At 48.9% G+C, this 14,830-nt stretch carries 13 protein-coding genes; 11 read left to right on the top strand and 2 right to left on the bottom strand.

Annotated features, from left to right (window positions below; all coding sequences use genetic code 11):
• Positions 1-12: 12 nt before the first annotated feature.
• Positions 13-954: a DUF2279 domain-containing protein gene (locus tag DC20_RS17385; protein ID WP_062544994.1), complete on the bottom strand. Its 942-nt coding sequence runs from the start codon at positions 952-954 to the stop codon at positions 13-15.
• 413 nt (positions 955-1,367) lie between these two features.
• Here DC20_RS17385 and DC20_RS17390 point away from each other — a divergent pair, with 413 nt between their 5' ends.
• The 9 genes from DC20_RS17390 to DC20_RS17430 all read left to right on the top strand — a co-directional run bounded on the left by DC20_RS17390 (position 1,368) and on the right by DC20_RS17430 (position 10,359).
• Positions 1,368-2,780: an anthranilate synthase component I family protein gene (locus DC20_RS17390; RefSeq protein ID WP_062544995.1), complete on the top strand. Its 1,413-nt coding sequence runs from the start codon at positions 1,368-1,370 to the stop codon at positions 2,778-2,780.
• A gap of 100 nt (positions 2,781-2,880) precedes the next feature.
• Positions 2,881-3,504: an anthranilate synthase component II gene (locus tag DC20_RS17395; RefSeq protein WP_062544996.1), complete on the top strand. Its 624-nt coding sequence runs from the start codon at positions 2,881-2,883 to the stop codon at positions 3,502-3,504.
• The gene (gene trpD / locus DC20_RS17400; RefSeq protein WP_062544997.1) at positions 3,501-4,487 is read left to right on the top strand and encodes an anthranilate phosphoribosyltransferase; all 987 of its coding nucleotides are present in this window, start codon (positions 3,501-3,503) and stop codon (positions 4,485-4,487) included. Before DC20_RS17395 ends, trpD begins: the two co-directional genes overlap by 4 nt.
• A 7-nt stretch (positions 4,488-4,494) precedes the next feature.
• The gene (gene trpC / locus DC20_RS17405; protein WP_062544998.1) at positions 4,495-5,319 is read left to right on the top strand and encodes an indole-3-glycerol phosphate synthase TrpC; all 825 of its coding nucleotides are present in this window, start codon (positions 4,495-4,497) and stop codon (positions 5,317-5,319) included.
• Between the two features lie 214 nt (positions 5,320-5,533).
• Complete coding sequence (locus tag DC20_RS17410) at positions 5,534-6,169, top strand: phosphoribosylanthranilate isomerase (RefSeq protein ID WP_245652240.1); 636 nt, start codon at positions 5,534-5,536, stop codon at positions 6,167-6,169.
• Positions 6,170-6,238: 69 nt separating this feature from the next.
• A complete protein-coding gene (gene trpB, locus DC20_RS17415) occupies positions 6,239-7,435 on the top strand; it encodes a tryptophan synthase subunit beta (RefSeq protein WP_062544999.1) in 1,197 nt (398 codons plus the stop codon).
• Positions 7,422-8,201 (top strand): tryptophan synthase subunit alpha, encoded by a 780-nt coding sequence (trpA, locus tag DC20_RS17420; RefSeq protein ID WP_062545000.1) that lies wholly within the window; start codon positions 7,422-7,424, stop codon positions 8,199-8,201. The genes trpB and trpA overlap by 14 nt, the downstream gene beginning before the upstream one ends.
• Before the next feature lie 89 nt (positions 8,202-8,290).
• Complete coding sequence (gene aroF / locus DC20_RS17425) at positions 8,291-9,304, top strand: 3-deoxy-7-phosphoheptulonate synthase (protein WP_062545001.1); 1,014 nt, start codon at positions 8,291-8,293, stop codon at positions 9,302-9,304.
• A 299-nt stretch (positions 9,305-9,603) separates the two neighbouring features.
• Positions 9,604-10,359, top strand: a complete 756-nt coding sequence (locus DC20_RS17430) for a hypothetical protein (RefSeq protein ID WP_062545002.1) — start codon at positions 9,604-9,606, stop codon at positions 10,357-10,359.
• A gap of 165 nt (positions 10,360-10,524) precedes the next feature.
• On the opposite strand, the gene DC20_RS17435 is transcribed toward DC20_RS17430, so the two are convergent.
• Positions 10,525-11,073 (bottom strand): arylesterase, encoded by a 549-nt coding sequence (locus DC20_RS17435; protein WP_316934511.1) that lies wholly within the window; start codon positions 11,071-11,073, stop codon positions 10,525-10,527.
• Between the two features lie 285 nt (positions 11,074-11,358).
• On the opposite strand from DC20_RS17435, the gene DC20_RS17440 reads away from it, so the two are divergent.
• The gene (locus DC20_RS17440; protein ID WP_062546024.1) at positions 11,359-12,051 is read left to right on the top strand and encodes an ABC transporter ATP-binding protein; all 693 of its coding nucleotides are present in this window, start codon (positions 11,359-11,361) and stop codon (positions 12,049-12,051) included.
• A gap of 159 nt (positions 12,052-12,210) precedes the next feature.
• Positions 12,211-14,748 (top strand): ABC transporter permease, encoded by a 2,538-nt coding sequence (locus DC20_RS17445; RefSeq protein WP_062545004.1) that lies wholly within the window; start codon positions 12,211-12,213, stop codon positions 14,746-14,748.
• Positions 14,749-14,830 lie beyond the last annotated feature (82 nt).

Raw genomic sequence — 14,830 nt, forward strand, 5'->3', positions numbered from 1 at the left:
GCTCTGGTAAACCTAATAGTGCAGCGCGTGCATTTTCCAACCTTTTCGGCCATTGTACTCCAACGCAGGGGCTGGGAACTTGAAAATGGACAGAACATAGAAGGCGCTCCGCAGGAATTTGCTTTGGGTAGGAATGGCTTGCCAGTTGAGGTCCACGCTTAGATAATACTGTCGGTAGGCCTCTAAGCCAATGGTTCGGTTGGTATCTGGGTCATTGAACACCATTTCCTCGGCCCCGTACCCCACAGCCGGGTTCAGCCATTTGGGGAATCTGCTTTGTGAAGGGAGAAATTTGGCCAGGTTCACACTAATCCAATAGGTTTGCCCATTGTAGTCTTTCAGAAACTCCTGAGAAGCACCGTTGCCCAGCACGTTAGGCCGAAGCGGCGCATAACGGGTGCGGTGAAAAGAATATTTAGGGATAAGCCGGTTCTCGCCCCATGCCAGTTGCTGGCCTATGACAGCAAGAGAACCGGCGGCATTGGCGGCAATGTCTGAAAGGGAGGCCCCATAGGCAGGGGAGCGGCCGTCAAAATATTCTATGGGCGTTTGCAGCACAAAGCCTAAGGCGCCGCCGTACCAGATGCCTTTATTTTCCGGTACTCCCGCTTTTAGTAACAAATCCACGCCCAGTCGGCTTTCATGAAAGGCCCCCCAGAAATGGCCTGCTTTATCCATTTGCTTCCATTCCTTTGAGTCATCAAACCAATGAAAGGAGGTGCGGTCTTTTTCCTTGTACCAAGCCTCGTTCAGCAGGGCCAATCCGCTGATGTATACGGCGGCTCCTCCGGCGGCATACCAGGGAAGACGTCGGCTGAACCTGTTCACCGAATCCTGGCCAATCCCTGTTTCTAGGGTATAGGTAGATTGTGCCTTCGCCCCAAATGAAAAGGGCCCTGCCAGAAAGAAGAGCAGCGGAAGAAGAAGTCTGATGAGGAAGGTTCTGGTCAGCACAGAGTAAATGTACGTAATGTGCCCTCTTATTGTCTAGTTTGAGGAAAATGTATATTTTTTCTGCCCTTTTCTTGCAATTCATTTTCTGGCCCCTACATTTGCAACATGAACAAGACGCAATTCACGCACAATGCCTGGTGGCACACACATCAAAACTGATGGGTGAACCGCTTGCTGTGCAGAAATGCAGTTTAATACAAGGCTCGGATTCACCCGGGCCTTTGGTGTTTTTAATGCGTCCAGAATCAATACATAAAAGAAAAAATGAAGCAGGTAATCTCTACCGGAATGAATTGTTGGTGGCACCAGTCGGAAGATTCGTGAACAGCAGGCCATTGCCTACCCAAAACTTGCCTATACTATAAAAGGCTTGCTGTTCAACCTAAACAGCAAGCCTTTTTTTATTCGTTTTTATGAAGACCTACACCTTACAAACGCAATACCGCCAACTCTTAGCTGACACCGTAACGCCGGTGGGCATTTACCTGCAACTCCGCGATAAATACCGCAATTGTCTCCTGCTGGAAAGCTCAGACTACCATGGCCACGAAAACAGCTTCACTTACATCTGCTGCGAACCCATTGCCGAGTTCAGGCTCAAAGACAGTTTGCTTCGCCAAACCTACCCGGACGGAACGGTAGAGGAGCAGGAATTGACGCAGAAGCGCGATGCCGTGCAAATGCTCCAAACGTATTGCGAGTCATTTAAATCTGAGCCGGGCCCCTTCGGGTTTATCCAGAATGGGTTGTTTGGGTACATGTCGTTTGAGGCGGTGCAGTATTATGAGACCCTGAACCTACGGGAGAAAGATACGGCGCACGAAGACATGCCCGAGATTTTGTACCAGGCGTTCCGGTTTGTCATTGCCATAGATCACTTCAAAAACGAACTGTACATTTTTGAGCACTCTTTTGGAAATGAGCCCCAAAACGATGGCCTTGATGAACTGGAAACCCACATCCGGAACAAGAACTTCCCGGCCTTTCATTTCTCCACCTCCGGTGAGGAAACCACAAACCAAACAGATGAGGAATTTCTGCGGGTCATTGAAGAAGGCAAGCGCCACTGCCACCTGGGCAATGTGTTCCAGATCGTGTTGTCGCGGCGGTTTTCGCAGGCGTTTCAAGGCGATGAGTTCAACGTGTACCGCGCGTTGCGTTCCATCAACCCTTCGCCGTACCTGTTCTACTTTGACTACGGCAACTTTAAAATTTTCGGCTCTTCGCCAGAGGCCCAGCTGACTATCAAAAGCGACACCGCTACCATTTACCCTATTGCGGGCACTTTCAAACGTACCGGCAACGACCAGAAAGATGCTGAGCTGGCGCAAAAGCTATACGATGACCCGAAGGAAAACTCAGAGCACGTGATGCTGGTGGACCTGGCCCGTAACGACCTCAGCCGCCATGGCGATCAGGTAAAAGTGGAGGTTTTCAAAGAGGTGCAGTACTACTCGCATGTGATTCACCTGGTGTCTAAAGTGACGGCCCAATTGCCGCAGGCGCACGGCTCCATTCAGATGGTCGCTGACACATTTCCGGCAGGTACGTTATCCGGGGCACCTAAGCACCGGGCCCTTACCCTGATAGATGAATTGGAGCCTACCGGCCGCGGGTATTATGGTGGCTGCATCGGGTACCTGGGTTTCGGGGGTGATTTCAACCATGCCATTATGATCCGCTCGTTCCTGAGTGTCAAAAATAAATTGTATTTTCAGGCGGGGGCAGGCGTGGTGGCAAAGTCAGACACGGTCAGCGAACTTAATGAAGTGCACCATAAATTAGCCGCCCTGCGCAAGGCTTTGGAAAAAGCCGCTACTATTTAAAACGTAAAGAAGGAAAAGTGTATTAAACCTGTTTTTGAGAAAAGTAGGGGTAAACGCTTAAGAGAGAACCTTAAATAGACCAGACAAACCCTTTAGTGCCATGAAAATTCTTGTCTTAGATAACTACGATTCCTTTACCTACAACCTGGTGCAGTTGCTCCGGGAGTTGGGGTACGCTGATCAACTAGAGGTACACCGCAACGACCAGATCAGCCTGGAAGAAGTGGAAAATTTTGATATCATCTTACTTTCTCCGGGTCCGGGTGTACCTAGTGAGGCTGGTATTATGCCCGCGCTTCTAAAGCGGTACGCACCTACCAAACGCATCATGGGGGTGTGTTTGGGACACCAGGCCATTGCCGAAGCGTTCGGGGCGGAGTTGTCTAACCTGAAGGAGGTTTTTCATGGCGTGTCGGCTACCATGCGGGTGGTCAACAACAAAGAGCCTATGTTTAAGCAGCTGCCGTCTTCCTTCAATGTGGCCCGTTACCATTCCTGGACAGTTGTGCCTGAGTCTGTGCCGACTGATTTGAAAATCACAGCAGTGGACGAGACCGGTGAGGTAATGGCCATTCGGCACAGCCAGTATGACGTGTGCGGCGTGCAGTTTCACCCGGAGTCCATCTTAACAGATTACGGCAAGGAGATGATGCTAAACTGGTTGCAGAACCCCACCAAGCGCGTGGACCAGTGGACTACCTATGCCGCCTCTTTAGTTCTATGAAACAAGTACTGCAACAACTCATTGATCATAAAGCCCTCTCCAAGGAAACTGCCAAACAGGTGCTCCTGAACATTGGCCGGGGCCAGTACAACAGCAGCCAGATGGCGGCCTTCATGACCGTTTACCTCATGCGCAACATTACCGTGCACGAGCTGGAAGGTTTCCGGGAAGCTATGCTGGAACTTTGCCTGCTACCAGAACTTGGTACTGATCAGGTGATTGACCTGTGTGGCACCGGTGGCGATGGCAAAGACACGTTCAACATCTCTACGTTAGCTTCCTTTGTAGTGGCCGGGGCAGGGTACAAGGTGGCCAAGCACGGCAACACCGGGGTTTCGTCTATCTGCGGTTCCTCTAACGTGATGGCGCATTTAGGCTATACCTTTACCAATGACAGCACCACGCTGCGTACCAAACTGGAACAGGCCAACCTTTGCTTTCTGCACGCGCCTTTGTTCCATCCGGCCATGAAAGAGGTGGCGCCCATCAGGAAAGAGCTGGGCGTAAAAACCTTCTTCAACATGCTGGGACCCATGATCAATCCGGCCAAGCCGCACTTCCAGATGGTGGGCGTGTTCAGCCTGGAGTTGTTGCGCCTGTACACGTACCTGTACCAGCAAACCGGCAAGCGCTTTGTGTTGCTGCACGCGCTGGATGGGTATGATGAAGTGTCCTTAACCGGTCCGTTTAAAATGGTTACCCCGGAGGGAGAACAGATTTTGCAGCCATCCGACCTGGGGCTGCCTACTTACCAGGAAAGTGACCTGGCCGGAGGAAGCACCATTGAAGCTTCGGCAGAAATCTTCATGAAAGTGCTGGAGGGCCGTGGCACTCCTGCCCAGAAAGATGCTGTGATAGCCAACGCAGGCCTGGGCATTTACTGCTCAGATGAACGCCTCACCTTACAAGAATCATTACAAAAAGCCCGTCAGTCCCTTGAAACTGGTCTGGCGCTTAAAACTTTAAATACTTTATTAGCTTAACCTTTGTATGGCATCCACCATTTTAGATAACATCATTGCGCACAAACGGAAGGAAGTAACCGACCGAAAAAGTCTGGTGCCCACTGCTTTATTAGAACGCAGCATCTATTTTTCTTCACAACCGGTGTCGCTCCGCAAGTATGTGCAGCGGCCCGATCTGAACGGGATCATTGCCGAGTACAAGCGTAAATCTCCCTCAAAAGGAACCATCAATGCCTACGCGCCGGTAGAGCGTACCTCTATTGGGTACATGCAGGCAGGTGCCTCAGCACTGTCTATCTTAACAGATGCCAACTTCTTTGGTGGCAAGAACGAAGACCTGACTACTGCCCGTAAATTCAATTTCTGCCCCATTCTCCGGAAAGACTTCGTGGTAGAAGAGTACCAGATCTTGGAAGCAAAGTCTATTGGCGCCGATGCTATTTTATTGATCGCTGCGGTGCTGTCTAAAGAAGAGGTAAGCAATCTTGCACAGTTTGCCCATTCTCTGGGTTTGGAAGTTCTGCTGGAAGTACACAACCGTGAGGAATTGGAGCGTACGGTAACTCCGCATGTAGATTTGATAGGCGTGAACAATCGTAACCTACATGATTTCTCTGTAAGTGTACAAACTTCCATAGACCTGGCTGGTTTTATACCAGACGAGTTTGTGAAGGTATCAGAAAGCGGGTTAAGCGAGCCAGCCACTATCCTGGAGTTGCGGCAGCACGGGTTTGAAGGCTTCCTAATGGGAGAGGCCTTCATGCGCCAGAGCCGGCCAGAGAAAGCGTGCCATGAATTTGTGGAGGAACTGAAGAAATTAAGGGCTGGTGCGCCAACCTTTTCCATCTAATCCGTTCAAAGCAATCCGGTGTCATTAGGGGATAATCTGCTGCCATTACAGTAAAGCGTAGATTCTTCCTCTAAAGGGTACTACCTTTGTTTTCAGTTACTTTTGTAAAAAGAAGCTTAAAACAGAAAACCGCCCGTTGCAGCCAGGTAACTCCTGAGTTCGACACTGGCAAAAGCATATTAGCACAACAGACAAACAAATAAAAAAACCAGGAATGCCATACAGGAATTTGAAAATAAAGGTGTGCGGCATGAAGTACAGCGAGAACATTGAGGAACTCCTGATGCTTCAGCCAGACTTTGTAGGCTTTATTTTCTATGAGAAGTCTCCAAGATTCATCACTACGCAATGGGCTGTTTTCTCCTCTGTTTTCCCAAAAGACACCCGAAAGGTGGGTGTGTTTGTGGACGAGGAGGTAGACGTAATGTTGCAGAAGGTAACCGAGATGGGGCTGGAGGTGGTGCAGTTGCACGGGCAGGAATCACCCCAGGTTTGCCTGGAGTTGCAGGATTCTGGTCTTACTGTCATGAAGGCCTTCAGGGTGGGAACAGACTTCGACTTTACTGAGTTAAGCTATTACCAGAACTGCTGCAACTTCTTTCTATTTGATGCTAGCGGCGCCAACCCTGGCGGCAACGGGGTACGCTTCAACTGGGAGTTGCTGAAGAACTACACGTTGGATGTTCCTTTCTTTTTAAGCGGCGGTATAGATTTAGAGCACCTGGAGGAAATAAAAGCCCTGCAGTTACCGCACCTGTACGGAGTTGATTTGAACAGCAAGTTTGAAATTCAGCCGGGTCTGAAAGACGTGAACCGGTTAAAAGGATTTATGGAAGGCTTACGTAATTAGCCACTGTTTATAAAGAAGTTAAGGAAAGTTGATGAAAGTTTAACTTCCGCTACTATATAGCTTACATACATGGAATACGGAGTAAATGAACGCGGCTACTATGGCCAATTTGGTGGGGCTTTTATCCCTGAAATGCTGTACCCTAACGTGGAAGAGCTTCGGGAAAAGTACCTGAGCATTATTCAGGAACCAGCCTTTCAGGAAGAGTTGCAGGACCTGCTGCGTGACTACGTAGGAAGGCCTACGCCTTTGTACCACGCCAAGCGGCTTTCAGAAAAGTACAACACTAAAATCTACCTCAAGCGCGAGGACCTGAACCATACGGGCGCCCATAAAATCAACAACACCGTGGGGCAAATCTTATTAGCCAAACGGCTAGGCAAGAAACGCATCATCGCGGAGACCGGTGCCGGTCAGCACGGCGTGGCTACCGCTACTGTTTGCGCCCTGGCTGGGTTAGAGTGTATTGTGTACATGGGCAAGATTGACACGGAGCGCCAGCGCCCTAACGTGGAAAAGATGCGGCTATTAGGGGCAACCGTGGTACCTGTGACTTCCGGTTCCCAAACCTTGAAAGACGCCACCAACGAAGCTATCCGGGACTGGATCAACCATCCGGAAGATACTCACTACATCATTGGTTCTGTAGTAGGTCCGCACCCGTACCCAGACATGGTCGCCCGTTTTCAATCCGTTATCTCAGAAGAGATCAGAAAACAGATGCTGGAGAAGGAAGGACGTGAGTTGCCCGATTACGTGGTGGCCTGCGTAGGCGGTGGCTCTAACGCCGCCGGTGCATTCTTCCATTTCCTGGATGAGCCTTCGGTGAGGTTGATTGCTGTGGAGGCAGCTGGCTTGGGAGTAGATTCGGGTCATTCAGCGGCTACTTCTATTTTGGGTAAGACAGGTATTATTCACGGCAGCAAAACACTGCTGATGCAAACCGAAGACGGTCAGATTACCGAACCGTATTCTATCTCTGCTGGTTTGGATTACCCAGGTGTGGGACCGCAGCACGCGCACCTTGCTCAAACTGGCCGCGCTCAGTTTATTGCCATCACCGATGCAGATGCCATGGAAGCCCTACGCGAACTTAGCCGCTTGGAAGGAATCATCCCGGCTATTGAAAGCTCACACGCGTTGGCCGCCCTGAAAGAAATCAATGCTGGTCCAAACGATGTGGTGGTGCTTAACCTATCCGGCCGCGGCGACAAAGACCTTAATACCATTCTCACATACTTTGAAGAACAAGATGCCTCAAAATAGACTCACGCGCCTATTTCAGGAGAAAAGCGGAAATCTACTCAATATCTATTTCACCGCCGGTTACCCTAAATTGGAAGACACCGTCACTATTCTGGAGGAACTGGAAGCTGCCGGAGCCGATTTAGTGGAGATTGGCATGCCCTTCTCAGACCCCTTAGCCGATGGTCCTACTATTCAAGCCAGCAACCAAGTGGCGCTAGAAAACGGGATGTCTATCAAGAAGTTATTGAACCAGCTAGTTCAGGTGCGGGAGCGGGTTTCATTGCCGTTGATTTTGATGGGATACCTGAACCCAGTCATGCAGTACGGCTTTGAGCGGTTCTGCGAAGAGGCCGCCAGAGTAGGGGTAGACGGCTTAATTTTACCGGACCTACCGTTTGCCGAGTATGAAGAAGAGTACAAACCAGTACTTGAGAAGTACGGCCTCAGCTTGATTTTCCTCATCACCCCGCAAACTTCTGAAGCCCGCATCCGGCAAATTGACGCTTTGACCAATTCGTTTATCTATATGGTGTCCAGTGCCAGCACTACTGGTAGCCAGGTACAGGCCAGTGATTCGCAGCAGGCGTATTTCTCTAAAGTGCAGAAGCTAGGCTTGAAGAATCCATTATTGATTGGGTTCGGGATCAGCGACAAGCCTTCCTTTGAACTGGCTTGCCAATCGGCCCATGGAGCCATTATTGGCAGTGCCTTTATAAAAGCCCTGCAGAAACCATCTGAGGTTCGGGAAAACGTAAGGTCCTTTTTGCAGTCTATTAAAGGGTAGATTTCCAAATCTAGTGAGTAAGCGGAGGTCTAGAACAAACATCATCTAAATCTCTCATCTACCTTGATTCATTTTTCAAAACACAAGAGATGCTGATTCAACTACATACTAATATAACCCCGGTAGAGAAGGCCGCCATCATAAGCAAGGCCGGGGAACTGAAATACAAAACAACAGAGGTGGTAACTCAGGCGGGGCATTACCTGGTGGGCACCGGTAAAGCCGAGTTTGACGTGCGGATCATCGGCAATTTGCCAGGCATCAAAGACATCCATATTGTGTCAGACGATTATAGGTTAGTTTCCAGAAAATGGAAAGTAAACCCTACAGTGATTGATTTCGGAGATGGATTGCAGGTAAAAGAAGGGGAGTTCACCATCATGGCCGGACCTTGCTCTATTGAGAATGAAGACCAGATAGAGAAAACCATCAACCATTTGGTCAGCCAAAATGTGCGCTTTATGCGCGGCGGAGTTTTCAAACCACGTTCATCACCGTATTCTTTCCGGGGCTTAGGCATTGAAGGACTGAAGTTATTTTATGAAATGTGCCGTGCTCAAGGCATTAAGATTGTGACCGAAGTGATGCAAGTGTCACAGATTGCAGAAATGGAGCCTTACACCGATGTGTTCCAGGTAGGAGCCAGAAACACCCAAAACTTTAACTTATTAGATGAACTGGGCAAAGTAGACAAACCGGTTCTGTTGAAACGCGGCATCTCTGGCACCATTGATGAACTTTTATACTCTGCGGAGTACATCTTCTCTGGCGGCAACGAAAAACTGATGCTCTGCGAACGCGGCATTAGAACCTATGAAACGGCCAGCCGAAACACCCTTGATTTGAATGCCATTCCTATTCTAAAAGAGAAGACGCACTTACCCGTGATTGTAGACCCTTCGCACGGAATCGGGATCAGGGAATACGTAGAACCAATGGCTTTGGCCGCGATCATGGCCGGGGCTGATGGCATTATCTATGAAACCCATGAGAAACCTGAAGAAGCGGCCTCAGACGGTGCTCAGACCCTTAGTTTCTCTGAGTCTGAACGCTTGATCCGGAAAATGAGAAAAACTTTTGAATTGCGGAAAGAGCTGGCCTAAGTTGCTTTTTATCTTAGACCAGGGCTCCTCTTTAGCATGTAAACGTAAGTAGATGTTCTGCCTCAACAAATAAAAACTATAAAATCTTCTTGCATTTCAATTAAAGAAATTCTATATTAGTCTCAGTTATGAAAACATTCGCCCTAATTCTAATGATTGTCAATCGCAAACCGTACGCACAGCGTCTCGGAGCAAGGACGATTTTGGGTGAATCAAAATAAACAGATTCAAATTTAATTAACCCAATATAAAGCCTGGCTCCGAAATACGGAGCCAGGCTTTTTTTATGTAAAAATGCCATGTATCAGCAACAGTACCACCAGTACACCATCCAGCAGCAACAGACCTGGAACATTTTGTACACCAAGCGGGCAGAAGCACTTTCGGCCACGGTATCTGCGCCCTTCTGGGCAGGTATTAACGCGCTGGAACTGAAGGCTTATTTTATTCCAGATTTCCAGAAAGTCAACTTCTTACTGAAGCGGCTTAATGAATGGGAGGTAGTGGCAGTAGAAGAACCGCTTCGTCCGCGGCAGGTGTTGGCCCGGTGGGCAAAGCAGAAGTTTCCGGCGGTCACCTCTTTACGGGTGCACCCAGACGCAAACTTGTGTTTGCAAGGAAATCAGGACTTGTTTCAGGATGTGTTTGGGCAGTTGCCCTGGTTGCTGGTACCAGAAGTTGCAGACTTCATGCAGCGGGTTGGACAATTGTCTGTGCAGGCCAAAGATCCGGCTGCTACTGAGTTACTATGGCGCTTGGTGCAGCACGTACTTGGCAATGGACTCTTGCGTGATCCTGAAGGCAAAGTGACCTTGTTTGGTTTCCACTTGGTATCTTCTACTAGTGAAGCCAATCTGGCTTTTGCTAGGGAAGATGCATGGAAGCCTATTATGCTGGAGGAAATCTTGGGCCAGCCCTTTAAAGAAGGGGAAAGACCAAGCACCTACTTTGTGTTAGAAGCTCTTTCTGACTTAACCCAACTTGTGGAGCAGTTGGAGAAAGAGGGAGTTCCAGTGGTGGAGATTCCAGCTCAGTGGAGCTTGTTAGTTGGCTGATAATTTCCTCTATGACCTTATTTTTTTCAAATAGTAATCCTAAAAAGGAAAGTAGAAAGGAGCTACTCTTGTGAAGTTGTATTCTATTGAAAAGCCTCCTGTTTAGCGCTTGATTTATCAAAATCAGCCGCTAAACAGGAGGCTTTCTTTTACTCTGGTAAATAGTTACAAAACTTCCTTCAGTACCTTCCATACGTTGTTCGCCAGTATTTTCTGCCCTTCGGCAGTGGGGTGAACCCCATCGGGTAGGTTAAGGGAGCGTACTCCGCCCACGCCTTCCAGCAGGAAAGGGACTAAGGCCATGTTGTTCTCATTGGCTAACTGCCGGAAAATAACCCGGAATTCACTCGCGTATTTACCGCCCATATTGGGTGGTACTTCCATGCCTGCCATCACCAGTTTAGCTTCGGGGTACTTGGCTTTTACTTTATCAATAATAGCCTCTAAGTTCTTCTTCGTTTCAGTAGGCGGAATTCCTCTTAGTCCGTCATTGGCCCCAAGTTCCAGCACAAACACATCCACGGGTTGGCGTAGCAACCAGTCAATCCGGTTCTTTCCGCCCGCCGATGTTTCTCCGCTTAAGCCTGCGTTGATGGCCTTGTAGTTGAGGCCCAGAGAATCTATTTTTTTCTGAATCAAAGCAGGAAATGACTCTGACGGATTTAAGCCGTAGCCGGCGGTAAGGCTGTTGCCAAAAAAGAGGATGTTTTTCATAGGTGCAGGGGCCTTGGTTCCTGTTTCTTCTTTTGCGCCATTTTTAGTTTCAGCTGGACTGTCCCCGTTTCCGGAACAACCAGTGCTTAACCAGGCAAAGAACAACAGGTAAAAGATTGAAAGCTTATACATGGTATTCTGATTTCTTGTTCTCTTGCAAATAAAGTACTTCTAACTCTGTTATAGCGTTTGAGGTTTAAACATTATAATTTAAAACCAGTTCTGTAATTTGCCATCTCCTTATACGGCAACAAAACCCTTACTTTTCTTATATACCCTTTGCTTGTGAACCCCATTCTGCATATTCAGGATTTAACCAAAACTTACCAGAGCACTGACCATACGTTAACGGTGCTGGACAACATAAATTTTTCAGTGGAGGAAGGCTCTACTATTTCCATCATTGGACCCTCCGGGAGCGGAAAAACTACTCTTTTGGGGCTTTGTGCCGGACTGGACCGCTCCAGTTCTGGGATAGTAGAATTAAACGGTATCAGGTTGGACACCCTCAGCGAAGATGCCCGGGCGCAGGTAAGAAACCAATACGTGGGCTTTATCTTTCAAAACTTCCAACTGCTGCCTACGCTCACCGCGTTGGAAAACGTGATGGTACCCTTAGAACTGAGAGGAGAAAAAAACATCAAGCCCCAAGCCTTAGAGCTGTTGGACAAGGTGGGCTTAGCCGAGCGGGCACACCATTATCCAACTCAACTATCAGGTGGTGAGCAGCAGCGGGTGTCATTAGCCCGTGCTTTCTCCAACAAACCCAAGATTCTCTTCACCGATGAACCCACTGGTAACCTGGATGCCGAGACCAGTGAAAAGGTGGTGAAACTTATCTTCGACCTAAACCGTGAGGCAGGAACTACCCTGGTGCTAGTAACCCATGATGCCGAACTCGCTGCCAAAACCCAGCGAATACTACGGGTAAAGGGCGGCAAGTTAGTCTCAGATGAAAGAACCGGTGTAGCTGTTTAAATCCTGAGCGAGTGGTTTGATTGAACTCAGGTTAAACAGTAGTCGGGTCTAAAAATCATAATAAGGCAGGTGAGCTAAGAGGCTGTTTTTTGAAATACTCACCTGAAGTAAAAGTTGAGGTCTGTTCTGTCTCACCTTAACTATAAGTATTTTATCTACATGAATAAACTCAATTTTCCGTGGTTGGTGCAGATGGCTTGGCGAGATAGCCGCCGGAACCGCTCGCGGTTATTCCTTTTCATTTCCTCCATCATTCTGGGTATAGCCGCGTTGGTGGCCATCTTCTCTTTTGGCTATAACCTGAGGGAAGACATTGACGACCAGGCCAAGGAAATGATTGGGGCTGATCTGGTCATCACCAGCAACCGGCCTGTGAACCCCTCCATGCTTCCGCTTCTGGATTCCTTGGGTAATCGTCGGTCCAAAGAGCGAAGCTTTGCCTCTATGATCCTGTTCCCGAAAAACCAGGGAACAAGGCTGGTCCAGATCCGTGCGCTGGAAGGGCAGTTCCCGTACTATGGTGCCTTAGAGACTTCCCCCGCTAGTGCCGCTCAAACCTTCCGGAACGGGCAGCAAGCCATAGTGGACAAAACGCTGATGCTTCAGTTTGATGCCCGGGTGGGAGATTCTATTAAAGTAGGAGAGGTGACTTTCCAGATTGCGGGTATCCTGAACAAGGCCCCTGGGCAGACGGGCATTTCGGCCACGGTGGCCCCAGCCGTATACATTCCATTGCGGTACCTTCCCCAAACCGGATTAGAGCAGAAAGGCAGCCGCATCAACTATCTTTACTACTACAAATATGATACCCCGGTAGACACCAAAAAGCTGGTAGAGAAACTGGAGCCCAGGTTGGAAAAGGAGGCTTTGAACACCGAAACCATAGAAACGCAACGGGATGAAATGGGTCGTTCTTTCAGGGATCTCACCAGTTTTCTGGCGTTGGTAGGCTTCATTGCTTTGTTATTGGGCAGCATTGGCGTGGCCAGCGCCATTCACGTGTACATACGGGAGAAACTACGTTCCATTGCCATTCTCCGGTGTTTGGGGGTAAGTGCCACGCAAGCTTTCCTGATCTATGTCATTCAAATCTTAGGCATAGGGTTACTGGGCTCCATCATAGGAGCTATATTAGGGACGGTGGTGCAGCAGGTGTTGCCTCAGGTGCTCCAAGACCTATTGCCAATAGAAATCACGGTAGGCATCTCCTGGCTGGCCATTCTGCAAGGCATAGGATTAGGCTTGATCATTTCGTTGCTGTTCTCCCTGTTGCCCTTGGTAAGCATCCGGAACGTGTCTCCGCTGAACACCCTGCGTATCTCTTTAGAGAGCACCAGTTTGTTCAGAGATCCTTTAAAATGGCTGGTGTACGGGCTTATTCTGCTGTTCATCTTCGGGTTTACCTATTTACAAACGGAGAAATGGAAAGAGGCTGGCTATTTTACCTTAGGCGTTTTGGTAGGTTTCCTGGTGTTGGCAGGTATTGCCTGGGTACTCATGTGGACCGTTCGCCGGTTTTTTCCAGAGTCGCTGAGCTATGTCTGGCGGCAGGGATTAGCCAATTTGTTCCGGCCCAACAACCAAACCTTGATTTTGATTGTCTCCATCGGTTTGGGTACGGCTTTCATCAGTACGCTTTACTTTGTGCAGGGCATTTTGCTCAACCAGGTGACCCTTTCGGCTAGTGAGAACCAGCCCAACATGGTGTTGTTTGACATACAGGGAGGGCAGCGGGTAGCTGTGGCGAACCTTACCCGACAGCAAGGGTTGCCGGTCATAGATGAGGTGCCCATTGTGACCATGCGCATTGAGGAAATCAATGGCTTAACCGCCGAACAGGTGAAAGAAGACAGCACCTCCGGTATTTCCCCACGGGCTTTTCAGCGCGAGATTCGGTCTACCTTCAGAAGCACCATTACCGACTCTGAAAAAGTCATTGACGGTACCTGGCGTGGAAAAGTAGCTTCTCAAACAGATACTGTTTATATCTCACTTGATGATCGTTATGCCGAGTGGATTAAAGTGGAAGTTGGAGACAAGATAGTGTTCAACGTACAAGGAGCTTTGATTCCAACAGTGGTGGGCAGCTTGCGCGAGGTAGACTGGAACCGTATTCAAACAAATTTTAGAGTGGTGTTCCCGGTAGGCGTGTTGGAAGCTGCTCCCCAGTTTCATGTGCTTATGACGAAGGTGCCCACAGCAGAGGCCTCGGCTAAATTCCAGCAGGCGGTGGTGCGGCAGTTCCCTAATGTCTCAATCATTGACCTGGAGCTAATTCTAAGTGTTATGGACGAACTGCTGGACAAGATTGGCTTTGTGATTCGGTTCATGGCAGCCTTTAGTATCATTACCGGGCTAGTGGTACTCATCTCTTCGGTGCTCATCAGCAAGTACCAGCGCATGCAGGAAAGCGTTTTGCTTCGCACCCTGGGAGCTAACCGAAATCAGATCTTCGCGATAACTGCGCTGGAGTATTTCTTCTTGGGTGCTTTGGCAGCCGGTACAGGAATCGTGTTGTCTTTGGCAGGAAGCTGGGCATTGGCAAAGTATAGTTTTGAAACAGTCTTCACACCACAGTTATGGCCTGTCTTATTGCTGTTCCTGATGATTTCAGGCTTAACAGTTCTCATAGGCCTTTTTAATAGCCGGGCAGTGGTAAGCCAGTCGCCACTAGAGGTGCTTCGTTCAGAGGGGTAGGTAGCAAGAAAGGAAAGGCCCTGCTTTGCGCCTTATTTCTAAAATATGGGCGTAAAGCAGGGCCTTTCCCTTTTTAGTACCC

The sequence above is a fragment of the Rufibacter tibetensis genome (assembly GCF_001310085.1).
GTDB classification, from domain to species: domain Bacteria; phylum Bacteroidota; class Bacteroidia; order Cytophagales; family Hymenobacteraceae; genus Nibribacter; species Nibribacter tibetensis.